The sequence below is a fragment of the Gordonia otitidis genome (assembly GCF_020735545.1).
GTDB lineage: Bacteria > Actinomycetota > Actinomycetes > Mycobacteriales > Mycobacteriaceae > Gordonia > Gordonia otitidis.
Map to the genome: position 1 here is coordinate 2,716,532 of NZ_CP085974.1, position 24,226 is coordinate 2,740,757.

The window sequence follows — 24,226 nt, forward strand, 5'->3', positions numbered from 1 at the left end:
CATGCCCGTTTGGCAGCCAGCTATCCCGCAAGGGTTGCGCCCCCATCTCCTTTCCTGGGTGGGGTACGACTTCACCAGTACCGACACCGTCCACCACGGGGTTCCCTCGATGGGCGTCACGGTGGTGCTGTCGCTCGGAGAGCCCATCGACTGTGGCTGGCTTCATGGCGACGCGCGGCATCTCTGTGACGTACTAGTCTCCGGCCTGCACACCACTCCGGCTCTGATCCAGTCGAGGGGACGCCAGCAGGGCCTCAAATTGTCGCTCCACCCGCTCTCGACCCGTCGGCTTCTCGGGCTGCCGGCCGGGGAACTGGCCGGCTCGATGGTTGATGTGAATGATCTCTCGTGGCCCAGGCACCTGCTCGACCAGCTGCGGCAGTCAATGTGGCCACGACGGTTCCACCTCTTGGCGGCATTCCTCACCAAGAGGCTCGAGCAGCATCCTCATGCACCGCGCGCAGACCTGGTCGAGGCACTCGCGCGGATCCATCGGACCCGAGGCACGATCCCCATCTCCGGCCTGGCTCAGGACGTTGGCCTGTCCAGACGGCGGCTCTCAAGCCTGTTCGACCTCGAGACCGGTCTCTCGCCCAAGCGGGTGGCGCGCATCGCTCGCTTCACCCATGCCAAAGACTTGGTCCAGCGTGGCGCCCAGCCCTCGGACGTCGCGGCGATGGCCGGCTACAGCGACCAACCGCACCTGTCCCGGGAATGGAAGTCGATGACTGGATGGACGCTGCGCCAGTCGAAGGACGATTTCCCATTGCTTCAAGACACCGACATGCTTCCGGCGTGAGGCTAGAGCCATGACGACACCACAGCTGTTCCACTGCCTGCGCTATACAAACGCCGATCGAGGCATCGACTTCCTCCAAGCCATCGGCTTCACCACCGCCATGATCGTGCGGGATCCTGATGACGCGACCTTGGTGGCCCATGCGCAACTTGCCTGGCGTGACAACGGGGGCATCATGCTCGGCTCTGTTCGGGACGATGACCCGCATTACGGGCCGGGGATCTGCAACCTGGTGGTCGCCAGTGATGAGGACGTGGACAGCCTCTTCGCCGCAGCCCTGGCACACGGCGCGACCACCGTCACGGAGCCCAACGACGCCCCCCACGGAGGGCGCAACGCATGTGTCGCTGACTTCGATGGCCACTGGTGGAACCTCGACTCCTACCCAGGAGCCTGAGCCGGGGAACACCCCTCGACACCGTCATGTGCCACGGCTCACGAGTTCGTGCACATCTCAATGAGCCCTGACCCACACAATCTCGCCGCCCGCGGCGGCAACTGGCCTTCCTGGGCGGCGCATGCCCCCAGGAAGGCCTCGTCATGTCCCACGCGAACGCCGCTCTCACCCCTCGCCACCGCCTGATCGTCGGCCGCTTGGTCGTCGATGACGGCTGGCCGATCAGCCAGGTCGCCGCCAGGTTCCAGGTCTCCTGGCCCACGGTGAAGCGCTGGGCCGACCGCTACCGCACCGGCGAGCCAATGCAGGACAGGTCATCCAGGCCGCATCACTCACCGAACAAGACCAACCAGCAGACTGCCAGGCGCTGCGTCCGTCTTCGCCTGCGACTACGGGAGGGGCCGGTGCAGTTGGCCAGCCGACTTGGGATAGCCCCGTCCACGGTCCACCGCATCCTTACAGACGTGCACTTGAACCGGCTGTCGCACGTCGACCGCGCCACGGGAGAACCGGTGCGCCGTTACGAGCACGATCACCCAGGTTCGATGCTGCACGTCGACGTGAAGAAGCTCGGCAACATTCCCGACAGCGGAGGATGGCGCTACGTCGGGCGGCGACAGGGCGACAAGAACCGGGCCGCTACACCCACAAGCCGAAGAACAAGCACTACGACCCGTTGATGGGCATGGCTTCCGTCCATACCGTCATCGACGACCACTCCCGCGTCGCCTATGCCGAGATCCACGACGACGAAACCGCCCGCACTGCCACCGCCGTGCTGGTCCGAGCCGTCGAGTGGTTCAACGCCCGCGGCGTCACCGTCGAGCGGGTCCTGTCCGACAACGGCGGCGCGTACCGCTCACACCTGTGGCGCGACACCTGCGCCGAACTCGGTATCCGGCACAAGCGCACCCGGCCCTACAGGCCGCAGACCAACGGGAAAATCGAGCGCTTCCTCCGCACCCTGGCCGACGGATGGGCTTACGCCCGCTGCTACACCTCCGAAGCCGAACGACGGGGCGAGCTGGACGACTGGCTGCACTACTACAACCATCACCGGCCGCACACGGCCTGCGGGAACCTCCCGCCCTTCTCGCGATTGATCAACGTCTCCGGGCAGTACACCTAGAAACCGCCCCCGGACGCAGCCGTGCACCTTTTGACCGGAGCTGGCAGCGGAGTCATGCGGCTGCGTCCGGAGGTTGTCATCGGGTGCCGAGATACTGTGCAGCGCAGCAACATCAGCGAGCAGGGCGAGCCCGCTTCTCGCGGAGTGCGTCGCTCACCCTCTCGATGCCGATGACGGCCTTTCAGTCATTGTCCCAGCCTGTGCCCGCGAATGAACTCAGGATCGGTGCATAACGGGTCCGTAACTGCCAAGAGTATATGTCTGATAGGAGCGGACAGGCGTCTCCGCGGCCCTCCCGAGAGTCCGGATAACCGCTAGTCAGAAGCCCTATTTCACGCGGATATGTGCCAACACTGGCCGGATCTCACAGGAGGAGGAGTAGTAGAGATGTGGGCGTCTGCTCGACTGGAATCCACAGTTCGTAGCGACCATGCGTGTGTGCCTCGTCTGCGAAGTCCGTGACGATCATCTCCGGGCCGGGCACACTCTGATATGGATTCGCGGGGAACCACTCGCCGTACGCTTTGATCCAGAGTTTCTGCAAGGCAACAGGAAACGTGCCATTCGACTCCATGACAAGCCACAGCGACGCGGGTACGTCGAGCCGATCCAATCCGTCGGGAACCGGTCCGCTGGTCGCAGCCGCGACATAGTAGTCAAGTTCCGTGCCTTCTTCGCGCGACGGAGAGATCGCATCGTGAACGCTGAGCACACCCGCTGGTTCTTGGTCGGAAAGATCAGCGATAGTCGTCCACTGCTCATCGGTGATCTTCTCGACGAACTCTGCTGCGGTCGGATTCACGCCCTCGTAAATGAGGGGAATGCGGGTGCGCAGTCCTGCCAACACGAACGCGTCTTTGTCGACGATGCGGTAGTTCATGGTCGTGCTCCCTTCGACTGTGATGGTGAAGGTGAGCTTGGGCTGCGAGCGGAGAACCATTCCCGGGCGGCGTGCGGCCTCGGGGCCGACGCCATGGACAGCTTTGAACGCGCGTGAGAACGCATCGGCAGAGGTGTATCCGTATCGGACTGCGACGTCCTGTAACGCTTCTCGTCCCGAAACGACCGAAGCCGCCGCGAGCGTCATACGGCGCCGCCGCACGTACTCCGAGAGCGGCATGCCCGCGAGGGTGGAGAACATCCGGCGGAAATGGTGCTCGGACATCAGCGCGATCCGACTCGCGCGACGCACATCGACCTCGCCCTCGAGTTGATCCTCCAACGAGGCAATCGCCAGGTTCAGCCGCTCCATGCTCACCTTCCTTCCAGGTCGACGCTAGAGAACCACACGGGCGCGGGCCCGATGATCCATGCGCGAGATCGTCGGGAGTGTCGAGCGCAGCCCGTCCCAGCTGACAAGACGAGCGGTCAGTGCTCCAGAGCGATGTGCTCGCAACGTCCCCGCGGGCAACACCTAGTCAGCACGAATCAGTTCCGCGAGCCTTTGCTGGGTGGGGGAGTTTTCCTCGGCGAAGTTGAGGATGAGTTGTTGTTCTGGCGCGCCGGCGTATCGGAAGATTTCCCAGTCGAGGACGAGTTGTCCGGCGGTGGGGTGGTTGAGGGTTTTGGTGCCGAAGTCTTGTCGTGCGACGTGGCGTGCCGACCACCATTGGCCGAATTGTCGGTCGGCGATGGTGAGTTCGCCGACGAGTGCGGCCAGGGCGGGGTCGTCGGGGTTGGCTGCGGCTTCGCGGCGCAGGATCGCCACGCATGAGCGTGCGACCGAGGGCCAGTCGTCGAACAGGGTGCGCATGCGCGGGTCGGTGAAGATGAGTCGGACGTAGTTGAGCTCTCGTGGAGCGTAGGCGTCGAAGTCGACGTAGACCTTGGCGGCCAGGCGGTTCCAGGCGAGGATGTCGGTGCGCGGGCCCAGGACGATGGCGGGGGTGTCGGCGAGTTGGTCGATGAGGCGTCGAACCTGGGGGCGGATCCGACTGGATGCGCGTGCGGGTTTCGTCGTCGCCGGTTGGTGGCCTGCGTGGTTGGCGAGGCTGTCGAGGTACTCGGCCTGGTCGCTGTCGAGGTGCAGGGCGTCGACGAGCGCGGTCAGCACCGGCGGTGACGGGGCGAGTCGGCCCTGTTCGATGCGCGTGTAGTAGTCGGTGCTGATCGACGCCAGTTGTGCGACCTCTTCACGCCGTAAGCCGCTGACGCGGCGTCGCTGATCGAGTTCGGGTAGGCCTGCCTGTGCCGGGGTGAGTTCGCCGCGTCGCGTTCGTAGGAACGCGCCGAGCTCTTTGAGGTGTGGTTCAGGGCCGCGGGCGGGCATTCCTTCAGCGTACGAGTGGTGCGTGGTGGTGGTCATGGAAAGAGATCAACTCCGGGTACGAGTGATGCGGTGTTCTGCATCCTTCTGGGATGCAGAACACCGCTCTCGCGTGACTCGTCAGGGGGTCGGTGCGGCGCCGATCAGAGGTGCTCGCCGAAGAACGGGATCACGGTCTTGAGTGCCTCGCCGGCGCCCTTGGGCTGGTCGTAGAGGTCGTAGTGCGATACGCCTTCGAGGACAACGAGGTTCTTGTCCTTCGACGCGGCGCGTTCGATGATCTCGTGACCGTCGCGGTAGGCGCCGAAGGCACCCTGCTTGTCACCGACGACGACGAGCAACGGCTGGGTGAGTAGTTCCTCGGCGAGGTGGAAGGCATCCCACCCGAGTGCCACGGCGCCGTGGCCGGCTTCGAACAACACGCACCCGTTGGCTGCTTGGCCGCGGTCGGTGCGGTAGTAGTCGTAGGCCTCGATGATGTCGATGTCGCCGACCTGGCGTGCTGCCTCGGCGGAATCGGGTAGCAAGCCGCTGACGACGGGCTCGCCACCGCGCGCATACTCCGAGCGTTGTGTGCCAATGGTGTCCAGGGCTGCGATCACGCCGTCGGCGGCTGCGGCGTTCTCGCGGATCATCCGGCCATAGTTCACGCCGGTGATCGACACGACGGCCGTGAACCGCTTCTCGGTCATCGCGGCGTTCAGTGTGTAGCCGCCACCGCCGCACACTCCGAGGACACCGATGCGATCGCTGTCGACATACGGAAGTGTTTCGAGATAGTCGACGACGCGGCGGAAGTCCTCCACACGTTGGGTGGGATCTTCGACGAAGCGTGGCGTGCCCCCGCTGTCACCCTGGAAACTGGCGTCGAACGCGATCGCGACGTAGCCGGCCTCGGCCAGTGCGGTCGCATAGATGTTGCCCGCGGTCTGCTCCTTGCACGAGCCGATCGGATGCGCCGCAACGATCGTGGGGTAGCTGGTGTTCTCGTCGAAGTTCGGCGGGAAGTAGATGTCCGCAGCGATATCCCAGTACATGTCGGCGTTGCGGAACGTGACGTGCTTGATGTTGGTTGCCGTGGCGGTGGCCATCTGGGCGCCTCCTCATCTCGGTGACTGGCTGATGAGACCAGTCTGCGAGCTGCCTCAGCACCGCAACAGGACCGAACTCATCCTAGGAAAGATCATTCCTAGGAACGTTCAGTCGCTGAACGACGAAGGCTTCGTCCCGTTCGGCGAGATCTACGGATTCGAGGAGGTAGTTGCTGATATACACCCCTACGCAGGATGATCGCGATAGAAGGCCAGGTGCGCGCGTGCGGCCGCCTCCCAGGTCAGTGATCTCGCAAGAGACCTGCCGTGATGTGCACGCTGTGCGTCTGGGGTTCTCGCGGCGAGGATTTCGTCCGCGAGGGCGGCCGCGCTCTTGGCGTACCTGACTGTGTCCCCGAAGACTTCGCGGAGGATGGGCAGTTCGCGTGCTACGACAGGACGCCCCGCTGCGAGTGCTTCCATCGCGGCGAGGCCGAAGCCCTCTTTTGTGGAAGGAAAGGCGAAGACTTCCGATGCAGCCACCAGCGACGGCAGCTGGTCGTCGTCGACCGGACCGAGTACCGTCGGCCGAAGTCCCAGTTCCTCCTGGCGGCAGTCGAATTCACTTCGGTAGTCGCGGTAGTCGAAGAGGGTCTCTCCTCCGGCGAACACCAGACTGAGGTCGGGGTCGACGTCGCGCACGAGCGCACAAGCGTCGAGCAGGTCGATGCTGCCCTTGCGTGGTTCGATACCTCCGACCGCAAGTACGTACCGTCCCAGTCGATTCCGCCAACCCTCTCGGCGCGCGATGGCCTCCGGCGCGTTCGATGCAGCATCGTGGAATCGGGCGAAGTCGACGCCGTTGGGGATCACGGTGGGAGTCAACCCCCATTCCGCTCGTATCTCGTCTGCGACACCGCGCGACACGCAGATCCGTGCATACGGTGCGACCACAGCCTTTTCGTGGCACTCCGTCAAGATCGGGGTGGTGAACTGATCGAGATGATGAATCGTCCGGATGCAGTGGCCGACCGCGTTCGCGCTGATGCAGTCTTGTGCATGGACGATGTCGTACTCGTCGGCCGTGAACGCGGCGCGCAATGTATCGATCGACCGTACTATTCGTTCGGTGATCGTCTCGTCATCCCGGTTCTCGAACGGAACAAGACGTTGGTGCACAACGGGATCTATGGACCGGAAGAACCCCTGATCGCCCCCGCGGGCCAGACTCCAGACGGTCACCTCGGCGCCGAGACGGGCAAGTGCCTCGGCCAGGTTGAGGGTGTGCACCACTCCGCCACGAGGCTTGGTCGAGTAGGTGATGAGCGCGACGCGCATGTCTAGTCCTCCGTCAGCGATTCGTCCATCCGATACACGTCGGGTCGCAGCTCGGCAAGATGGTCGAGGACTCTACGTGCACGGGTGATCTCGGCGTCGACGTCGACGCTCACCTGAGCCATGCCGCCCTTGGATCGCGTCGTCGCCAAGATCTCTCCGCCCGGCCCGACCACCTTCGCCTGGCCGAGGAACCGCAGTGAGCCGGTCACCCCGGTCAGGTTCGACGACACGACGAAAACCTGATTCTCGGCAGCCCGGGCGCAGTCGTACAGATCGAACAGCCGTGACTGTCGGTCGGCGGGCAACCGCGCGGCCCGGTCGGTCACGCTGGCGGGCCACGCCGACAGCGCGGCGATGACGCGAGCCCCGTCGATGGCAAGGGTTCGTGCTGACTCGGGAAAGGTCTTGTCGTAGTCGATGAGCATGCCGAGGCGCCCCACGGGCGTGTCGAAGGCTCGGAATGAGTCTCCGGCGCAATAGGCTTCGCTTTCGCCTGCGGGCTGATGAACCTTGCGGTGACGACCGAGGATTCCGTCGCCCGACACACAGACCGCAGTGTTGTACCTGCGGTCTTCCTCGGCCTCCGTATAGCCGATGCAGACGGTCATGTCGCCTGCCGCAGCGATGATCGCCGCCAACTCGGGTCCGTCCGGGTCGAGTGCTGGTGGTAGCTCGTAATGGTCGGGCGCCCGCAGATCCCCGATGTATCCGCCGATCGACGCGTCGGGAAAAACGAGTAGATCCACATTGTCGCGCGCCGCGACCTCGATGATGCCGAGTGCCTTGGACAGCCCACGATCGACGTCGCGCCCGAAGTGCGCGGCAAGTGCACCGAGCGTCACCGTGGTCATGTCATCGAACCCTACCCACCGCAAGGAGTGTCATGCAGCACCCAGTCCGGTCACCGAGGAGGCCACGGCCACGGTCACTTCGCCATCGGGCCACCGCAGTCGAACACCAGGTTCTGGCGTCAACAGCCCACATGCCGCTGACGTCACGGGTCCGCCCGCAGGCGCGAGGTTCCGACGGTCAGCCGTCAACATCGCGTATCCAGGGAAACAGGTGAGCCAAGACCCCATGTCGGCGGCGGCGGGAATCGGAATGGCAGCGACGTCGAGTTCGGCGCCGGTCCCCGACGCCTCGGCGAGCATCCCGAGAGTGCCCGTGATCCCTGCCATGCTGACGTCTTTCGCTGCGGCGGGGCGTGTCTCGCTTATGAATCGGGCCATCTGCGCCAGCTCTGTTGTGTTTCTACTGCTGGTGCTGTCCCACTGCGTTCCGTGGTATCCGGGACGCCAACCACCGCCGAGATCAGCCGTCAGCGAGACGACGTCGCCCACCCGGCCGCCTGCCGCCGCCACCGGATTGTCAGTTCGCCCCAGCGCCGTCACCGAGAGGGAGGCGGGCACGCCGACCTGGCTGTGACCACCGAGAACCGGCGTCTGCCACGCCTTCGCCGCATCCGACAGACCCCGGATCACCCGCGTCAGTTGTCCTCGAGTTGGCGCGCCAACGGCATCGAGAAGTCCCACCGGAGTTGCTCCCATCGCGGAAAGGTCGTTGATGTTCACCAGCACCGAGCACCATCCGGCCCATTCCGGGTCGCGCTCCACCATCGAGGGAAGAATCGCGTCGCAGGCGGCGATGACATCGGTGCCCGGCACCGGTGTGCCGTCGTCACCGCGGAAACCCTTGGGACCCAGGCTGTCAGGTTGATCTGCCAACGGACTGAGAACCTCGGCCAGCATCGACTTCGTGGCGTCTACGGTCCGTTGTATCCGTCCGATAGGCCACCGCATCCGACGATGAGTTCGTCCGGCGATTGTCTCGCCGGCCCCGCAATCATGCCAGCCGAGGGAGAAGAACATCGGCGCATAGCGGTCCTGGACGGTCGCATCGAACCGTACGACGCCGATCGACTCGGCATGAGCACACGCGGCCCGCACGAGAGCTGCCCCGATCCCGGCGGAGTGCTGGGGGTCCAGCACGACCAGACGGCTACCCGACCACCAACCGATGTCCGGGGTGTGGTTAGGCGCCAGACGAACTCCGCCGACTACAGCACCATCCCGGGTGACCGCGACCAGAACGACGGTTCGGGGGTCATCGTCGATGTCGTCGCGGTCGGACGAGTCGAACAGTCCCTGGCGTTCGACGAACTCGCGATGGCGTAGTGCGTGATGGGCGGTCACCGTGGACGGTTCGTCGGCAACTCGAATGAGGAAGGGCGGCGGAGCCGGGGGTTGGCCGGCCAGTATCGAGAGATCCCGGTGGGCGGTTCTGTGTGGAGTCGTGACTCGACCGTCGAGAATCATGTCACCCTCCGACGTTCGGTAGCACGCTGCACGCGCCACAAGCCGCGCAACCCGCACGCTGGTCCGACCCCGACATGCCGATCAGTTGCAGATGTCCGGCGACCTCGCGGCTGATCTTCTCCACGATGGCCGGATCGGGGGCCCGCGCGTCGTCGACGTCGACGGCGAGGGTACCGACATGTGGTCGGAAGGGAACGATGAACGGATACACTCCTGAGTCCGCGAGTTGCTGTGCGCCCCGGATCATCTCGTCCGGGTCCTCGCCAAGACCGACCAGGAGGTAGGTGGACACCTGGTTTCGACCGAACACTCGGACGGCCTCGTCCCAGGCGGCGCGGTATTCGTCGAGCGACACCGTTGCTTTGCCGGGCATCCAACGCCGACGAACATCGTCGTCGAGAGATTCGACGTGGATGCCGATCGCGTCAGCTCCGGCCTCGCGCAGTTCCGTGATGGTGTCGAGCGTGGCCGGTGGCTCGCACTGCACCTGGATCGGAAGGTCGGGGACCGCAGACTTCACCGCGCGGACACAGCGTGCCAGGTGTTTTGCGCCACGGTCACGACCTGCCGACGTGCCTGTGGTCATGACCATCTGCGTGACACCGTCGAGTTCGACGGCTGCACGCGCGACTGCCGCGAGGTCGGCGGGCTTCTTCACCGCGACTGTCGACCCCGACCGCAGTGACTCCTCGATCGAACAGAACCGACACCGCTGCGTGGCGTCGTAGCGGATGCAGGTCTGCACGACGGTCGTGGCGAGAACATTGCTGCCGTGCAGTTTCGCGATCTTCTCGTAGCTGACGCCCTCGTCGGTGACCAGGTCGTAGAACCGCGGACGAGAGATGGCTTGTACGTCGAGTCCGGTGTCGTGGCCGTCGTAGAGGACACGATCACCGTCGAAGCTGAACGGGCTGGCGGGATTTCGCGGGATCGCAGCGTGTAGGCCGTCGATCATCAGGTGTCCGTCGTCGGTCGGCCCGGCACCACCGGTCCGGTTGACGGGAGGGGTGCCGCGGATGCCCAGCAGGGCGAGGTCTGTACGGGTGGAAACGGTCACGTGTGTGCTCCGTTCGGTGGAGAGTGGAAGTGAAGCCGAGGCATCGATGGCCCGTCATGTCTGGTTGGCTGTCAGGAAGCGACGCGGACGTGTCCGTGCGTGTCGTCGAGCGCTTCGACGATCGAGTCGGCGACGTACTTTGCGTCGGCGTCGATTCCGAGGAATCGTCCCGATCCCCAGGTGTGCATCCATGGCAGTCCGATGAAGCTCAGGCCGGGTACCTGGGTGATTCCACGCGTTTGCATTGGACGCCCCCCGCCGTCGAACGCACTCGCTTCGATCCAGCGGTAATCCGGTCGGAAACCGATCGCCCACACGATGCTGGTGACGCCCGATTCGATGAGATCGAGATGTGTGGGCTCAGCGTCGGGCTGCCACACGGGTTCGTATCGCGACGGTGGAGGTGCTTGAATCTCGCGGGCGTCGATGTAACGGTCGATGTCGGCGCAGATCGAGTTGTACACGGAATCGGCCTTGTCGAGCGCTGAGCGCAGCGTCGGCGCGAAGGTCAGTCCTGAGTCCTTGCCGCCCGTGAGCGAGCCGTAGAGGTGCATGCCCTCTGTGGCGAACTGGCGGAGGTCGACGTCGCGGCCACCGTCTCGGCCCGTCACGTAATGGTTTGTCTTCTCCTGTGCCGCTTTGCCTCCCGGGTACTGTGCGGTGGGGGTGTCGTACAGGCCCATCTCCGCCAACCAGGTCATGCAATCTCGTCCGCGGTAGCGTCTGGCAACTCGCGGTGCACTGCCCACCGCCAGGTGTACCTGACGGCCGGCCAGGTGGAGATCCTCCGCGATCTGCGCTCCTGACTGTCCACTTCCGACGACGAGGACCGCGCCGTCGGGCAGTTGCTCGGGAGCGAAGTACTCCTCGGAATGCACCTGGTGCACCGAAGGATCGAGTGTCGACGCATAGGGCGGGATGACTGGCAGCGGATAACCGCCGGTGGCCACCACGACCTGATCGCACTGCAGTAGTTCGACGTCGCCGCCGGACTGCAGGCTGAGCTCGAACGTTGCCGAGTCGATCTGACGTAGCCGGGTTACCGTCGTATGCGTGCGGATCGGGGCGTCGAATGTCTCGAGCCACCCGCCCAGCCACGCGACGACCTCGTCTCGGGTCATGAAGCCGTCGGGGTCGGGACCGTCGTAGGAGTAGCCGGGGAGGCGGCAGTGCCAGTTCGGAGTGACGAGAGTGAAGTTGTCCCAGCGTGCGTCGGCCCAGGCGTGCGTCGGTGTCTTCGACTCCACCACGACGTGCTCCACCTGTGCCTGGCTGAGATACCAGCTGACCGACAGACCCGCCTGTCCGCCTCCGACGATGACAACCGGCACATGAGTGGACTGTGTGTGAGCGCTCATGAGGCAGCCTGGGAGTTCGGGGTGGCGGGAAGGGGCGGATACATGTCGACGATGTGCACACGTGCATCGGACTCGAACCGTTGTGCCGTGCCGGTGATCTCGTCGATCGTCGCTGCCGCGGAGGTGCACGCGAATCCGTACTTGGCGCGCACTCGCTCTGCGGCCTCGCGCAAAGCAGTGGTGGACCGTTGGCAGAAGTCGGCGACCGAGTAGTCGTCGCCGGCTCGGAGGTGATCGTGCATCACGAGACTCGGTGAGTAGCAGTTCTGCGTGGCTCCATCGGGCCACCGGACCACAAACGTCATTTCAGGCATGGGCCAGATCCCTCCACCCTGTGGTGCCGGTCGCGTCGAGTTCGGTGAGTGGTCCGTAGACGTCGGGACGGCGGTCGCGGAGGTGGAACATTCCGCCGCGCATGGTCGTGAACGTCTCCGCGATGTCGATGTCGGCGACAGCCATACCCTCCGACAGCAGGGTGGTCGCCAGTACGTTGCCGCCGGGGTCGACGACCTTGGCGTTGGCGACGTAGCGCAACGATCCGAACGTTCCGGACTGGTTAGAAGCGATCCAGAACACCTGGTTGTCGAGCGCTCGCGCGGTGTCGAACAGGTTGAATCGGTAGGTCCAGCGGTCTTCCTGCAGGTTCTCCGCCGTCGCAGTACGGGCGGCAGGCCACGCCGACAGGCTGGCGATGATTTCGGCGCCGTCGAGGGCCATCAAACGTGCGGCCTCGGGAAACGCCTTGTCGTAACAGATCTGGAGTCCCACACGTCCGACGGGTGTGTCGAAGACGCCATACCGGGTACCCGACGAGTACGACATGTTCTCGCCCAGGGGCTGATGCACCTTGCGGTAGCTACCGTAGATGTGTGTGCCGTCGAGAACCGCTGCTGCGTTGTACCGGGTCTCGCCGTCGTCGGCGAGCTCACAGAAGCCGATCGCGATGACCATGTCCCCGACGATTGCCTGCACACGCTGGATTTCTGGTCCGTCGAGTGTGATCGCAGGCGGAAGCGATCGTGTCGTGTTCTTGATGGTGTCGCCATGATTGCCCAGTGACGAGAGGTAGCCACCGATCGCCGCCTCGGGGAACACGAGGAAGTCGACGCCCGCACGCTTCGCCTCGGCGACGAAGTGTTCGATGGTTGCGTAGTTCTGTTCGAGATCGCGCGAGAAGTTCGCTGCAACGGCTGCCACTCTGGTCATGTCAACCCCGGAACATGGTCGAAGTATGTTGTGCGCATTGTCATGTCACACCATGTAGGTCGAGTTGATGATCGCGCCCTTACGGGCGTAGTGGATGACTGCATCCTGCACGTCGAGTGGATGGGCGGGGATCACGCCCTCGATGAGGTCTTCTTCTCGACCGCCGTGCAATGCCAGTCCGAACCGGCAGCAGAAGACTGTTCCACCCTCGGAGATGAACGTGGCCAGGGAGTCGTTGATGTTCTGCTCGCCTGGGAAGCCGGAGTCGCCTGTCTTCGGGAAGCCGCGTGTGGCAAGGCAATTGATGGCACCCGGACCGTAGAAGTAGATCGCTGACTCGAAACCCTTGCGGAGTGCGCGGGTGGCTTGTAGGACTGCGACGAATGACACCGACGACTCGTGGGCGATGCCGTGTACCAGGGTGAAGTAGGTTTCGCCGTCCTCGGCCTTGTAATCGGGGAAGATCTTCGTCCCGCCGTAGATGTTCGAGCCCTTGGGCAGGGAGGGATGGGGAATCTCGTTGAGGGACTTGGTGATGTTGTCGCTGATCGACGCGTCGAAGGAAGGCACGATGCTCCTCGGGGTGCTGCCGCGAGTTCTCGCGGGAGTGAACGATGGTGAGGCGACACTGCCTCGCGAGTGGAGCCGTCACCCCGCACTGTGGCGGGCGCTTGGTCGTTCCGGCTACATCAGCTAGTTCACGCCTGAAGTATTTCGTGGTGGTTACGCGCGGAATAACTCATGGGCCTCGGCGCGCAACAATGGTTATCAGCGGTCTGTTTTGAGCAGCTGCTCGATCAGCGGGCCGACGTCCTCGGCCAGTTCGTCGACGGTCGCGTCGGCGATTTCCGGACGCCCGAACACGTACCTCATGGTGACGAGGCTGAGCATCTGCCCGGCGACGAGAACGAGCCGGCGGTCTCGATCGTCAGCTGCGACGATGTCGCCGAGCGCGACGTGCGCCACGCCAACATAGAAATCCACCATGCGCTCCGACACTTGTTTGTCGGTCAGCGCAATCCTCAGTAGTGCGATGGCCCGTTGTCGTTGCGCGTCGTCGTCGTCCCAGAGATGCAGCGCGCGTCGGACGAAATCCCGCCCAGGACGCGCCGCGTCAAGCGGTGTATCCCGGAACACTGCCGTCGGGTCGACGTCTGGCCGCAAGGCCTCGACCGTCAGCGCGCGCTTGTTGCCGAAGTAGTGGTGGATCAGGGCTGCGTCGACCCCCGCACGGCCTGCAATTGCGCGCATGGTAGTTTGCTCGAAACCTTTCTCCGACAGGAGCTCTCGGCTTGCGGAGAGGATGGCGTTTCGCGTGGCAGTGGAATCGGATGACGGGGGTCGTCCAGTTCTACGCGCGCTCATGCTGGTGCGTTCTCCCTCGCAAGCGAGAGCATCTTCTCCTCGATGGTCGCGGGAACTGTTGTCACGCTTGCATGTATGCCTGCGTCGTCGAGGACCTGCTCGAGTCTCGCGGGGTCGGTATCGACGACACGGATCGATGTTCCGGACAGGATCACAGGGACGTCGGCGTCGTTGAGCACGGAGAAGGTCTTCGCCCAGTCGTCGGTGTCGACCTGCACTGCTGTGGTGTCGCCGACGATGTCCGCCTCACTGCCCTGTGCCACGAGTTCTCCCGCCGACATCAGCAGGAGACGGTCGCACTCCTGCGCCTCTTCCATGTAATGCGTGGTCACCAGCACTGCGGTGCCGCGGTCCGATTCGCCCCGAATCGTATCCCACAGTCGCGCGCGTGAGAGCGCGTCGACGCCGGACGTCGGCTCGTCGAGGATCAACGCGTCAGGAGTGTGCGCCAGTGCCACCAGGAATGCGATTCGACGCTGCGCTCCGAGCGGTAATGACCCGACAAGCGTGTTCTGGTGTGCTGCGAGGTCCTTGGGGAGTTCCGGCACCGCGACGCCATACGCCCCGGTCGAGAATTCGAGGTTCTCGCGCACAGTGAGATCGCGATAGAGTCCGAGGTTCTGTGGCACATAGCCCAATCGGGCTCGTCGGCCTTGATCGGGCGGGCCGTCGAACAGGGTTACCGAGCCGCGGGTGGGTTGCACAAGCCCGAGCAGGATACGGATGAGCGTTGTCTTGCCTGCGCCGTTGGCGCCGAGCAGTCCGACGACCTCCCCGGCGCCGACACTCATCGAGACGTCGTCGACCGCCGTGAAGTCGCCGAAGCGCTTCGTCACCTGGTCGGCGGCGATCAGAGGCCGGTCGGCGGTCATCGAGCACCCGCTGAAACGAGTTGGCGCCGTAGTGACAGCGAGATCACGATGTCCTCCAGGTCGGGGTCTACGGTGGTGGCTCCCGCTGAGGGCCGCTCGGTTGAGTCCTCGGGCCAGTACTCGTGACGCTCACGTCCTCGACGCCACGACCACTCGCGTCGGATCGGGTGAGGTGACGAGGTGATGGTCCCGGTGAATCCCGCGCGCACGTCGGCGTACGAACCCTGTGCCAGCGTGCGACCTTCGTCGAGGACGAGTAGCTGTGCTGCACGTTCCGCCTCGTCGAGATAGGTGGTCGACATGATCACCGCCGATCCCGCTGCTGCGGACTCGGAGATCATGCGCCACAGATCGATTCGACTCACCGGGTCGACGCCGGTGCTCGGTTCGTCGAGGATGACAAGACGTGGTCGGTGAATCAGCGCCATCGACGTGGCGAGCTTACGCCGCATGCCGCCCGAGAGCGCACCGGCCGGTCGGTCAGTGGCTACGGTCAGCCCCGCGCGCTTGATCATCTCGTCACGACGCGCGACGAGTTCGTCTCCCCGTAGGCCGTACATCTCGCCGACGAAATCGAGATTCTCCCGCACGGTGAGAGCGGCCCAGCACCCCGGGCCAGCCGGAAGATACCCGAGGTGTTGCTTGTCCGGGGACGTGATCGTTCCCGAGTCGCAGACCACCTCTCGCGCAAGAGCTCGCAGGAGCGTCGTCTTGCCGGCGCCGTCACCTCCGACCGCAGCCAGAATCGTTCCATCGGTGAGTTCGACCGACAGGTTCTCGAGAGCGACGGTGTCGCCGAACCGAACGGTCACTGACGACGCTGCGGCGATCACGACGCCGCACCGCTAGTCGTATCCGCGTGCTCTCGTGCCGAAGCGGATGCGCGTGCATTGGGTGCGAGATCGCGACGGAAACGCAGTGTCGCGGCGGTGAACACGACGACGGCCATCACCGCCAGGACCAGCAGCGGGACCCAGAGCGAGCCGATCGAGGCGCCTCGGATCATGACACCCTGCGAAATCATCGTGAAGTAGGTGAGCGGGAGTAGGTACCCGATCCAGCGGACGCCGGCCGCCATGGCGTCGAGCGGAAAGATCATGCCCGACAGCAGGATTTGTGGCATGAGAAAGAGAAAAGCCGTTTGGATGGCCTGCCCGGTGGTCTGCGAGATGGTGGAGATCAGCACGCCTAGTCCGAGGACGACGAACAGGAACAGGGCGGCGCCGAGCGCGAAGACCCCGACATTGCCGTTGAACGGCACACCGAAAAGCCACATTCCGAGCACGGTCACGATGATCATGTCGATGGCCGCGAGAAGGAAGTAGGGCGCGATCTTGCCGAGGATCACCTGGCTTGGCTTGATCGGCATGACGGCCAACTGTTCGAGGGTTCCTGCCTCACGTTCGCGTACCAAACCGATGCTGGTGACGATCGTGCCGATGAAGGTGAGGATGAGGCCGATGATCGCGGGGACCATGACCCACGAAGTCTTGAGTTCCGGGTTGAACAGCACGCGGACCTTGACGCTGTTGCTCATCTTGTTGAGCAAGCCCGATGTTGCTTGGGCGCCAAACAGATTCGACCCGTCGAGCAGTGCCTCGACGGTCGGTTGACCTGGTGTGCTGTGCCCGGTGACGAAGGCGGTGTCGACCTTGTTGTCTCGTAGCAGCTCAGAGGCGTCGGCCTCGGTGCCGTTCGTGTCGATGGTCGTGACGTCGAAATACTCCGGCAACGACTTCGCGAACTGCGTCGCCTGGGGGCCGACGACCGCAGTCGTCGACGACGACACGTAGAAGTTGGCCGCGTACCCGAAGATAACGAGCAGCAGCAGCGGTAGTACGACCAACATCGCCAGGGTGCGCGGATCGCGCCGCAACTCGCGGAATTCCTTCAGGATCATCGCTCGCATGTGGCGAGTGTAGGCACGATGCCCGCCAAAAGTCATCAGATGATGAATTATCGTTACGGAGTGAACACGCAAACAGGGGCGACGGCTATGCGCCGTCGCCCCTGTAGGTCAGAACGTCAGGAGATCAGTCCTCGATCGTCTCCAGCTGTCCGAAGATCTCCTCGCGACGATCCTCGAACTGCGACGGGAGTTGGAAGCGCATGCCCAGTTCCTGCGGCGACTCGTCGCAGTCCCAGCCGCCGTCGGCGTGGGTGACGGCGATCTCGAACAGTGCCCCACCCGGCGAGCGCACGTAGACCGACTTGAAGTACTTGCGGTCCTTGAGCTCGGAGATGTCCGTGTAGCCGGCACCCTCGATCTCGAACTTCAGCTCGTCCTGGTTCTCTAGGCTCGACGCATTCCATGCGAAGTGGTGATAGGTGCCTGCGCCGTAGCTCCAGGTGCCCTGGTCGTCGGTGCGGTTGCCCACCAGCTCGACCCAGTTGCCCACCTTCTCGTTGCCGACGCGGAATGCGGCGCGGTCGCCGTCCTCGATGATGTCGCCCTGCGAGTAGAAGACATCCTCGGCGAAGTCGACCATCCGGTCCGGGGTGTGGGCGTGGATGCCGACACCGTGGATTCCGTGGATGGCGTGCTCCTGCGGAACACCGTTGCCCGAGTAGCCCTCACGTGCATCGTTGTCGTTGGTGACAAAGACGTACTCCAGGCCCGACGGATGACGGAATGCCAAGCGGCGCTGTCCGAACACCTCGATGTCCTGGACATCCTTGACGTCGTGCTCGGTCAGACGGGAGTGCCAGTAGTCGAGCGAGTTGGTGGGCACCGACAGCAGCACCTCACGCGCCTGGTTGGTGCCGGGCTTGCCGAAGCGACCCTGCTGCGCCCACGGGAAGGTGGTGATCACGCTCGACGGATCGCCGTTGGCGTTCGAGTAGTAGAGGTGGTAGATCGGCAGCGAGCCGTCGAACAGCACGGTGCGCTTGATGAAGCGCATACCGAGTGTCTTGACGTGGAAGTCGACGTCCTCCTGTGCGCCTGCGACGGAGAGGGTGACGTGGTGTGAACCTTCGACAAAGGCCATGATTTCTTTCCTTTCAATGGTGAAGCGAACTTCGTTCTGTTGGGTGAAGCGAACTTCGTTGTTATCCAGAGGTTTTTCAGTGGGTGATGGGTGATCAGGATGCGGTGGTGAGCAGCGCGGACCCGTAGATCGGAGCCGTGATGTCCTGGACGATCGTGTTCTGATGACTGTGCAGCATGCTGAAGTCGCGCCAGATCCGTTCCATGCGGGAACCGTTCACGAGGTGGCTGGAACCCGAGGTCTTCATGAGCGTGCCCTCGAGTACCTGCCACGCCGCTGCCTGCGCTGTGTAGGCGCATCGTCCGATTCCGGCGTCGTCGGTCAACGAGAACGAGCCCTCGCCCTTCGCCGCACGTGTCGCACACTCGGTGAACTGTTCGGCGGCGGCGTCGAGCGTTGCCTCGGCCACCTGCAGTCGCGTTGCCGCATCCGCGTACCAGAGTTGGTAGGTCGGGTTCTCCGACCGAAGCGTGATGGGCGGCAACGCAGTCCGCTTGGTCGTGATGACCTCCCGGTACTGATCGAGGGCGCCGAGCGCGCCACCGACGCCGAGGCTCGCGAGTTCGAGCGTGAAGGTCGACAGCCCCCGGCCGTTGTAGATCGGGTTCTTGTGCAGTGCGTACCCGGGAGTGCCGCCGTCGACGGCGATGTCGGTGATCGCCTGGCCGAGGAGTACGTGCGAGTCGGGGACGAATCCGTCGGTGATCTCGACGGTGTGCGAGCTGGAGCCCTTGAGTCCCAGTGTCTTACCCCAGTCGTCGCGCACGGTCCAGATGTCTCGCGGAGCCATGAACACGCTCAGCGGACCCTGACTGCCGTCCTCGTTGACCGGGAACACGTGGCCGAGGAAGTGGGTGGAGTACGCGCCGCCGGAGGCATAGGGGAAGACACCGTTGACGATCCAGCCGCCGTCGACCTTCGTCATCCTTCCGCCGGGAGCCGACGTACCGCACGCTGCCGTATGCGCGCTGGCGAAGAACTCGCGTTGCGCCTCCTCGGGCCACCACGATGCCATCCACAGCACGTGCGCCGAGGCGAGACAGAAGCCCCAGGCGGTGCTCATGTCAGCGCGCGCGATCTCCCGAACCACCTTGAGGTAGGCGGCGATCGAAAATTCGTAGCCGCCGAAAGTCCTCGGCCGCAGCATGTTGTAGAGGCCTGCGCGCATGAAGGCCAGATGCAGGTCCTCGGAATAGAAGGTGCGCGCCTCCGTCTCGGGTGCTTCCTCGCGGATCTGCGGGGCGAGGTCGGCGACTACGGCTAGCGCCTCGGCGACCGTGAGATCCTTCGGCGGATCGACGACGGCGACTTCTCTTGGTGGGATGGGCATCTGGACTCCTATGCGGATGGGTTCGGTTGGTGAATGTGGGTGCGGGGGCTATTGGGTGACGTTGGACTATTGGGCGACGTAGCCGCCGTCGCAGGCGAGTTCAGCGCCGGTGACGTACGCGGCGTCGTCGCTGGCCAGGAACGCGATGGCCGCGGCGACTTCGGTCGGTCGACCGACACGCGCCATGGGGATCACCGGTGCGAAGACGGAGTCGTCGGCCCCACCGAGCATCGCGGTGTCGATGAAGCCGGGATGGACGGAGTTGACGCGGACACCGTCGGGCGCCCACGCGACCGCAGTGCCCTTACTCATGCTGCGGAGTGCGCCTTTGGCCGCGTGATAGGCGGGTGACACCGTTGCGGTTCCGACGAATCCGAACATGGAGCTGACGTTGACGACGGAGCCCCCGGTCTCCTTGAGTGCGGGGCCGACCGCCTTCATCCCGAGAAAAGCGCCGGTCTGCAGGATGGCGATCACGTGCTCATAGCTCTCCCGCGTACTCTCTTCGATCGTGCGGAGGTCGCCGATACCCGCGTTGTTGACGAGCGCATCGATGCGGCCGTGCTCGGCGAGTGTCTGCTCGACCACCGCGTCCCAGCCGTCTTCGTCGGTGACGTCGAGCGTGGCGAACGACCCGCGCGAGAACGGGACTCGCAGTTCCTTGGTGATCTGTTGTGCGTCGGCGTCATTGATATCGGTGGCGATGACGACGGCGCCCTCGTCGGCGAGGCGCTGAGCTGTTGCGCGGCCGATTCCTCCCGCCGCTCCGGTCACGATGGCGACCTTCCCGTCGAATCGATTCACTGTGCTTCCTCACTCTGTGCTTGCGTGTTGAGCCGGACGATTCCGGTGATTCCCTTGCGATTTCGCATGTCGTCGAACGCGGTCTCGATGTCGGCCATCTCGTAGACGTCCGTGACGATCGCCGACGGATTCAGCGCACCTGTGTCGAGCATCTCCGCGAATCTGGGGATCATCGAGATGATGTCGCCGCCGCCGGTCTGGGAACTCAGAATTCGCTTCGACCCGATCGCGAACTCGTACCCGTGCAGGGTGACCGTGGCACTGGGGCTTTCCATTCCGGTCGGCACGACCGTCCCGCCGCCACGCGTCATCGCAAACGCCTGCTCCATGGCTGCGGTGCGCCCGGCGGCTTCGAGGGCGACGTCGACGCCGCGTCCATCGGTGAGTGCCTTCACCTGCGCGACGGGATCCGACTCCTCCGGGTCGACGAGGTCGGTGGCCCCGAGTTCGCCTGCGAGTAGGCGCCGGGACTCGATGGGCTCGACGGCGATGATTCGACCGGCACCGGCAAGAACTGCAGCCTGGATCATCCACAGTCCGAGATGCCCGCAGCCGAGAACCGCCACCGAATTTCCGGCCCTGACCTGCGCGACGTCGAATACTGCCCCGAGACCCGAGACGATGCCGCAGCCGAGCATTGCCAGGTGCTTCGGATCGGCGGCGCTGGACACGACGACCACGTTGGATTCGCGGTAGATCATCTCCTCGGCCATGGTCGCGACCCCGCCGTCGGCATGGACAGCCCGACCGTCGGAGTCGGTGCCGATGACCCGGGACATGCCGTCGAAGATCTGCTCGCAGGCGCCGGGGGCGTCGTGCTCGCAGTAATAGCAGTGGGTGCACTGGGCCGAACCGACCACGATCACCCGGTCGCCGGCCGCGACTCGGGTGGTGTCCGGTCCGACCGCCACGACGGTTCCCGTTGCACTGTGTCCGGGGATGAGCGGAAACGGGGTTAGCCCGTCGCCGCAGACACTCAGGGTGTCGGTGATGCACATCGCCGCCGCGTCGAGACGGACATGCACCTCGCCTGCCTCCGGCTCCCGAAGGGTCACGTCGATCACCTCGAGCCTGCCCGCCTCGGGAACGACGACTGCCTTCATCGGAATCCTCCAGAAAGTCGTGGTGGGCGTGTGGTCCCTGTGCTGATCAGTGGGGGTGACATCGCCCTGATTGCGTGTCACACTCGAAGCTATTCGTGACGGGCATCACTGCCATCACGGATGTGTGCACACCGATGTTGTGGATGCGAACACCCTCACAGTGAGGACGTCAGCGTCCGTGGCGAGAAAGAACTACTGCAGTGACAAAGATTTGCGACGACGCAAGTCGAGAGCGAGAGGCCCACTCGGCCGCCTGGTTGGGCGATCACGATCTCAGCGTCGAGGAGTGGGGTCCGGCGATCGCCGCGCTCACCACCCGATTCGACGTGCGGCCCGATTCGACCAGCGACTTCCACGGCAGACTTCGGGCGCACGTGGCCGACGGAATCGGGCTGTGCGACTTGGAAACCGGCAAGCACGAGGCCTATCACGACCCGGCAGGACGTGACGGCGCGACTCCCGTCCACATGCTCTCGTTGCAACTGAACGGCCACGCCACGATGGAGGTCGACGGCCAACGATGCGTGTTCCGGCCCGGGGACATCGGCTTCTACAGCGCCGACCGCGTCGGACTCGTGGCCAGCAGCGACGACTACCGCAGTCTGTGCCTGACGCTTCCGTCGAATGCCATCAGTATTCCGATCGACTACATCCGGCATGTGCAGGCGCGCACGCTGGGACCTGAGCGTGGATTGACCCCCGCGGTGGCGGGGCTGCTGATTTCCCTCAACGAGACCCTCCCGAAAGTCGGTCCGGCCCAACGGGCCAGAGCTCTCCGCAGCGCGGTTGACCTCGCTGTGACGCTGGTCCTGCAGGAGGTCGGCGAGTCGGTGATCCCGAAGGACCCGACGCAGCGGCTGCGCGAGCAACTGTTCGCCTACATCGAAGATCACCTCGACGACCCCGAGTTGGACGTGAAGCAACTCGCTGACGCCCACTATGTCTCGGTTCGGCAGGTGCACAACGTGTTTCGGGGGGCGGGCCAGACTGCCGCCGAACGAATCCGGACACGGCGGATCGAACTGGCGCAACGCGAACTCGCCGACCCTGCCCAGCTGACGGTGCCCGTCGGGCAAATCGCGATGCGCTGCGGCTTCGCGAATCCCTCGCATTTCGGCAACCTGTTCAAGGAGCGGATCGGCGTCACCCCGGCCGCCTACCGCGCCTCTATACATCCGGGACTCGGCTGACCCCTCGCAACCGTGCGCGTCCACGACAGATCGGTGCGCGAACGCAACAGGGCGCGATGATCGACGCGGGATACGCTCACGAATCACCGACTAGTGGACGGAGCGCAGCGTGGCGTCGAACCCTCATCTTTCTTCTCCGTTGATCGAGTGGGGCGCCGAGCCCTCCGATATGACGACCGCCGTACTGGCCGTGCACGGGCGTGGGCAGAGTCCGGACTTCATGAGGGAGCAATCGCATCGACTCGATGTCGCAGATGTACGGTATTTCGCACCTGCCGCCGACGGCGACTCGTGGTATCCCCGACCGTTCCTCGAACCGATCGATGCCAATCAGCCGAGTCTCGATCACGCCCTCGATACCATCGATGCACGCGTCGACGCGCTTGTCGAGTCGGGGGTCGATACCGCGCGGCTCGTCGTCTGGGGCTTCTCACAGGGCGCGTGTCTGCTGGCGCACTGGGCGCTGACGCGCCCGCGGCCCGTCGGCGGGATCATCCTGTTCACCGGCGGGTACATCGGACCTGAAGACGTTGTGGCGCAGTCTCAGTCGCTCGACGGTGTTCCTGTGGTGGTGCGCAGTATCGAGCACGATCCCTTCGTGCCGCCCGAGCGGGTCACGCAGACTGTCACCGCGCTCCGCGCAGCTGGGGCCGATGTCGACGCCCTGATCGTTCCGGGCGACGAGCACATCATCACCGATGAGGCGATCGACGCCGCACGGACGTTGTTGTGTCGCGAGAAGACCATCTCGCGCACCTAGTGGCCGCGACAGAAACGTGCTCCGCGGTGCCCGGAATCCGGGGCCGCGGAGCACGTTTTTCGTCTGCGGGGTGCGCTACCGACTGCTTGCCGCTGCACCGTGCCGGTGCAACAGATCGAGATCGGTGACCGAGACGTCCCACAAGCCCGCACCGCCCGCGTTGCGATTGGTGTTCTGGATGTTAGCGCCCCCGTCGACAGAGAGGATCTCGCCGGTCACGTACGTGGCGTCGTCGCTGAACAGGTAGGCCGCCGAACCGGCGATCTCCTCTGGACGTCCCGGCCGTCGCAGCGGTGAGGTACCGGCGCGACGGATCATGTCGTCGCGCCCAGCAGGGCCGAAGATCTGCGTCGGGACGATACCCGGCGCGATGCCGTTGACCCGCACTCCGATGGGGCCGCCGTAGACGGCTGCGCCGTGGACGAGCCCGATGACGCCGTGCTTCGACGTCGTGTATGCCAGCAGATCGTTGCTGCCGCGCAATCCGGCGATCGACGAGGTGACGACGATCGCGCCGTGCCCACCCGTCTTGTGGAACTCGCGGAACGCGCCACGAATCCCGAGAAACGGGCCACGGAGGTTCACGGCCATCACCGCATCCCACTCGTCGACAGAGACGTCGACCAGGGGGGCAGTCGATCCCGCGATACCGGCGTTGAGGAAGTGGAAGTCCACCGCGTCGAATCGATCGAGCGCGGCGGCGAGGTAGCTGTCGACGCCGCTCTCGCTGGTCACGTCTGCGCCCACCCCGATCGACTCGGTCGACAGCGCAGATGCGACCTCACGTGCTGCGGCTTCGTCGAGGTCGACGGCGACGATGTGCACACCCTCGTCGGCGAGGCGGACGGCGGCAGCGCGCCCGAGACCACCTGCGGCTCCGGTGACGACCGCCACCCGCCCCTTCAATCCGGTCATG

25 protein-coding genes and 1 pseudogene are annotated in these 24,226 nt (G+C 64.5%); 6 read left to right on the top strand and 20 right to left on the bottom strand.

The genetic code is table 11. The features are described from left to right. Nucleotide 1: 1 nt before the first annotated feature. The 3 genes and pseudogenes from LK459_RS12445 (at nucleotide 2) to LK459_RS12455 (ending at nucleotide 2,325) form a co-directional block, all read left to right on the top strand. Entirely contained in the window at nucleotides 2-799 is a 798-nt protein-coding gene (locus LK459_RS12445) for a helix-turn-helix domain-containing protein (RefSeq protein ID WP_005180139.1), read from the top strand. A gap of 10 nt (nucleotides 800-809) precedes the next feature. Continuing rightward, nucleotides 810-1,196, top strand: a complete 387-nt coding sequence (locus LK459_RS12450; RefSeq protein WP_005180136.1) for a VOC family protein — start codon at nucleotides 810-812, stop codon at nucleotides 1,194-1,196. Between the two features lie 143 nt (nucleotides 1,197-1,339). After that, nucleotides 1,340-2,325: pseudogene (locus LK459_RS12455) on the top strand (IS481 family transposase). Between the two features lie 364 nt (nucleotides 2,326-2,689). Here the strand turns inward: LK459_RS12455 and LK459_RS12460 are convergent. From LK459_RS12460 to LK459_RS12470, 3 genes are all read right to left on the bottom strand, one after another. Continuing rightward, nucleotides 2,690-3,577 carry an AraC family transcriptional regulator gene (locus LK459_RS12460; RefSeq protein WP_227918572.1) on the bottom strand — a complete coding sequence of 296 codons (888 nt, stop codon included), beginning with the start codon at nucleotides 3,575-3,577 and terminating at the stop codon, nucleotides 2,690-2,692. A gap of 162 nt (nucleotides 3,578-3,739) precedes the next feature. Then, complete coding sequence (locus LK459_RS12465; protein ID WP_227918573.1) at nucleotides 3,740-4,630, bottom strand: helix-turn-helix domain-containing protein; 891 nt, start codon at nucleotides 4,628-4,630, stop codon at nucleotides 3,740-3,742. Between the two features lie 104 nt (nucleotides 4,631-4,734). Then, on the bottom strand, nucleotides 4,735-5,682 hold the full coding sequence (locus LK459_RS12470; RefSeq protein WP_227918575.1) for an alpha/beta hydrolase: 948 nt from the start codon (nucleotides 5,680-5,682) through the stop codon (nucleotides 4,735-4,737). Between LK459_RS12470 and LK459_RS12475 the strand changes: the two genes are divergently transcribed. Further along, entirely contained in the window at nucleotides 5,669-5,881 is a 213-nt protein-coding gene (locus tag LK459_RS12475) for a hypothetical protein (RefSeq protein ID WP_227918576.1), read from the top strand. The genes LK459_RS12470 and LK459_RS12475 overlap by 14 nt on opposite strands. Here the strand turns inward: LK459_RS12475 and LK459_RS12480 are convergent. The 16 genes from LK459_RS12480 to LK459_RS12555 all read right to left on the bottom strand — a co-directional run bounded on the left by LK459_RS12480 (nucleotide 5,869) and on the right by LK459_RS12555 (nucleotide 21,360). Then, nucleotides 5,869-6,960 carry an MSMEG_0565 family glycosyltransferase gene (locus LK459_RS12480; protein ID WP_227918578.1) on the bottom strand — a complete coding sequence of 364 codons (1,092 nt, stop codon included), beginning with the start codon at nucleotides 6,958-6,960 and terminating at the stop codon, nucleotides 5,869-5,871. The genes LK459_RS12475 and LK459_RS12480 overlap by 13 nt on opposite strands. A gap of 2 nt (nucleotides 6,961-6,962) precedes the next feature. Then, nucleotides 6,963-7,811 carry a carbon-nitrogen hydrolase family protein gene (locus tag LK459_RS12485; protein WP_227918580.1) on the bottom strand — a complete coding sequence of 283 codons (849 nt, stop codon included), beginning with the start codon at nucleotides 7,809-7,811 and terminating at the stop codon, nucleotides 6,963-6,965. A 30-nt stretch (nucleotides 7,812-7,841) separates the two neighbouring features. Then, nucleotides 7,842-9,275, bottom strand: coding sequence for an MSMEG_0567/sll0787 family protein (locus tag LK459_RS12490; protein WP_227918581.1), 1,434 nt, complete (start codon nucleotides 9,273-9,275; stop codon nucleotides 7,842-7,844). 1 nt (nucleotide 9,276) lies between these two features. Beyond that, nucleotides 9,277-10,332 (bottom strand): MSMEG_0568 family radical SAM protein, encoded by a 1,056-nt coding sequence (locus tag LK459_RS12495; RefSeq protein ID WP_227918583.1) that lies wholly within the window; start codon nucleotides 10,330-10,332, stop codon nucleotides 9,277-9,279. Nucleotides 10,333-10,403: 71 nt separating this feature from the next. Continuing rightward, nucleotides 10,404-11,690 (bottom strand): MSMEG_0569 family flavin-dependent oxidoreductase, encoded by a 1,287-nt coding sequence (locus LK459_RS12500; protein ID WP_227918585.1) that lies wholly within the window; start codon nucleotides 11,688-11,690, stop codon nucleotides 10,404-10,406. After that, a complete protein-coding gene (locus tag LK459_RS12505; protein ID WP_007237822.1) occupies nucleotides 11,687-12,004 on the bottom strand; it encodes an MSMEG_0570 family nitrogen starvation response protein in 318 nt (105 codons plus the stop codon). Before LK459_RS12505 ends, LK459_RS12500 begins: the two co-directional genes overlap by 4 nt. Next, nucleotides 11,997-12,896: a carbon-nitrogen hydrolase family protein gene (locus tag LK459_RS12510; RefSeq protein ID WP_227918587.1), complete on the bottom strand. Its 900-nt coding sequence runs from the start codon at nucleotides 12,894-12,896 to the stop codon at nucleotides 11,997-11,999. Before LK459_RS12510 ends, LK459_RS12505 begins: the two co-directional genes overlap by 8 nt. A 45-nt stretch (nucleotides 12,897-12,941) precedes the next feature. After that, on the bottom strand, nucleotides 12,942-13,466 hold the full coding sequence (locus tag LK459_RS12515; RefSeq protein ID WP_227918588.1) for an MSMEG_0572/Sll0783 family nitrogen starvation response protein: 525 nt from the start codon (nucleotides 13,464-13,466) through the stop codon (nucleotides 12,942-12,944). A 198-nt stretch (nucleotides 13,467-13,664) separates the two neighbouring features. Continuing rightward, on the bottom strand, nucleotides 13,665-14,261 hold the full coding sequence (locus tag LK459_RS12520) for a TetR/AcrR family transcriptional regulator (protein WP_227918589.1): 597 nt from the start codon (nucleotides 14,259-14,261) through the stop codon (nucleotides 13,665-13,667). Then, entirely contained in the window at nucleotides 14,258-15,133 is an 876-nt protein-coding gene (locus LK459_RS12525; RefSeq protein ID WP_227918591.1) for an ABC transporter ATP-binding protein, read from the bottom strand. Before LK459_RS12525 ends, LK459_RS12520 begins: the two co-directional genes overlap by 4 nt. Further along, entirely contained in the window at nucleotides 15,130-15,966 is an 837-nt protein-coding gene (locus LK459_RS12530; RefSeq protein ID WP_227918593.1) for an ABC transporter ATP-binding protein, read from the bottom strand. The genes LK459_RS12525 and LK459_RS12530 overlap by 4 nt, the downstream gene beginning before the upstream one ends. Beyond that, nucleotides 15,963-17,042, bottom strand: a complete 1,080-nt coding sequence (locus LK459_RS12535) for an ABC transporter permease (protein WP_227918594.1) — start codon at nucleotides 17,040-17,042, stop codon at nucleotides 15,963-15,965. Before LK459_RS12535 ends, LK459_RS12530 begins: the two co-directional genes overlap by 4 nt. A 124-nt stretch (nucleotides 17,043-17,166) precedes the next feature. Further along, nucleotides 17,167-18,123: a VOC family protein gene (locus tag LK459_RS12540; RefSeq protein WP_005168801.1), complete on the bottom strand. Its 957-nt coding sequence runs from the start codon at nucleotides 18,121-18,123 to the stop codon at nucleotides 17,167-17,169. A gap of 94 nt (nucleotides 18,124-18,217) precedes the next feature. Further along, nucleotides 18,218-19,453, bottom strand: a complete 1,236-nt coding sequence (locus LK459_RS12545; RefSeq protein ID WP_227918595.1) for an acyl-CoA dehydrogenase family protein — start codon at nucleotides 19,451-19,453, stop codon at nucleotides 18,218-18,220. Between the two features lie 66 nt (nucleotides 19,454-19,519). Continuing rightward, nucleotides 19,520-20,257 carry an SDR family NAD(P)-dependent oxidoreductase gene (locus LK459_RS12550; RefSeq protein WP_227918596.1) on the bottom strand — a complete coding sequence of 246 codons (738 nt, stop codon included), beginning with the start codon at nucleotides 20,255-20,257 and terminating at the stop codon, nucleotides 19,520-19,522. Beyond that, nucleotides 20,254-21,360 (bottom strand): zinc-binding dehydrogenase, encoded by a 1,107-nt coding sequence (locus tag LK459_RS12555; protein ID WP_227918597.1) that lies wholly within the window; start codon nucleotides 21,358-21,360, stop codon nucleotides 20,254-20,256. Before LK459_RS12555 ends, LK459_RS12550 begins: the two co-directional genes overlap by 4 nt. Nucleotides 21,361-21,560: 200 nt before the next feature. Between LK459_RS12555 and LK459_RS12560 the strand changes: the two genes are divergently transcribed. Both LK459_RS12560 and LK459_RS12565 read left to right on the top strand, forming a co-directional pair. Continuing rightward, nucleotides 21,561-22,550, top strand: coding sequence for a helix-turn-helix transcriptional regulator (locus tag LK459_RS12560; protein WP_227918598.1), 990 nt, complete (start codon nucleotides 21,561-21,563; stop codon nucleotides 22,548-22,550). 109 nt (nucleotides 22,551-22,659) lie between these two features. Continuing rightward, nucleotides 22,660-23,310, top strand: coding sequence for an alpha/beta hydrolase (locus LK459_RS12565; RefSeq protein ID WP_227918600.1), 651 nt, complete (start codon nucleotides 22,660-22,662; stop codon nucleotides 23,308-23,310). Nucleotides 23,311-23,385: 75 nt separating this feature from the next. Here LK459_RS12565 and LK459_RS12570 read toward each other — a convergent pair whose 3' ends face one another. Continuing rightward, nucleotides 23,386-24,225: an SDR family NAD(P)-dependent oxidoreductase gene (locus tag LK459_RS12570; protein ID WP_227918602.1), complete on the bottom strand. Its 840-nt coding sequence runs from the start codon at nucleotides 24,223-24,225 to the stop codon at nucleotides 23,386-23,388. Nucleotide 24,226 lies beyond the last annotated feature (1 nt).

Coding starts and splice junctions, on each gene's coding strand:
- LK459_RS12500 (WP_227918585.1), bottom strand. CDS start 11,690: ATGAGCGCTCACACACAGTCCACTCATGTGCCGGTTGTCATCGTCGGA.
- LK459_RS12540 (WP_005168801.1), bottom strand. CDS start 18,123: ATGGCCTTTGTCGAAGGTTCACACCACGTCACCCTCTCCGTCGCAGGC.
- LK459_RS12535 (WP_227918594.1), bottom strand. CDS start 17,042: ATGCGAGCGATGATCCTGAAGGAATTCCGCGAGTTGCGGCGCGATCCG.
- LK459_RS12490 (WP_227918581.1), bottom strand. CDS start 9,275: ATGATTCTCGACGGTCGAGTCACGACTCCACACAGAACCGCCCACCGG.
- LK459_RS12510 (WP_227918587.1), bottom strand. CDS start 12,896: ATGACCAGAGTGGCAGCCGTTGCAGCGAACTTCTCGCGCGATCTCGAA.
- LK459_RS12480 (WP_227918578.1), bottom strand. CDS start 6,960: ATGCGCGTCGCGCTCATCACCTACTCGACCAAGCCTCGTGGCGGAGTG.
- LK459_RS12445 (WP_005180139.1), top strand. CDS start 2: ATGCCCGTTTGGCAGCCAGCTATCCCGCAAGGGTTGCGCCCCCATCTC.
- LK459_RS12570 (WP_227918602.1), bottom strand. CDS start 24,225: ATGACCGGATTGAAGGGGCGGGTGGCGGTCGTCACCGGAGCCGCAGGT.
- LK459_RS12450 (WP_005180136.1), top strand. CDS start 810: ATGACGACACCACAGCTGTTCCACTGCCTGCGCTATACAAACGCCGAT.
- LK459_RS12555 (WP_227918597.1), bottom strand. CDS start 21,360: ATGAAGGCAGTCGTCGTTCCCGAGGCGGGCAGGCTCGAGGTGATCGAC.
- LK459_RS12470 (WP_227918575.1), bottom strand. CDS start 5,682: ATGGCCACCGCCACGGCAACCAACATCAAGCACGTCACGTTCCGCAAC.
- LK459_RS12520 (WP_227918589.1), bottom strand. CDS start 14,261: ATGAGCGCGCGTAGAACTGGACGACCCCCGTCATCCGATTCCACTGCC.
- LK459_RS12485 (WP_227918580.1), bottom strand. CDS start 7,811: ATGACCACGGTGACGCTCGGTGCACTTGCCGCGCACTTCGGGCGCGAC.
- LK459_RS12460 (WP_227918572.1), bottom strand. CDS start 3,577: ATGGAGCGGCTGAACCTGGCGATTGCCTCGTTGGAGGATCAACTCGAG.
- LK459_RS12525 (WP_227918591.1), bottom strand. CDS start 15,133: ATGACCGCCGACCGGCCTCTGATCGCCGCCGACCAGGTGACGAAGCGC.
- LK459_RS12505 (WP_007237822.1), bottom strand. CDS start 12,004: ATGCCTGAAATGACGTTTGTGGTCCGGTGGCCCGATGGAGCCACGCAG.
- LK459_RS12465 (WP_227918573.1), bottom strand. CDS start 4,630: ATGACCACCACCACGCACCACTCGTACGCTGAAGGAATGCCCGCCCGC.
- LK459_RS12545 (WP_227918595.1), bottom strand. CDS start 19,453: ATGCCCATCCCACCAAGAGAAGTCGCCGTCGTCGATCCGCCGAAGGAT.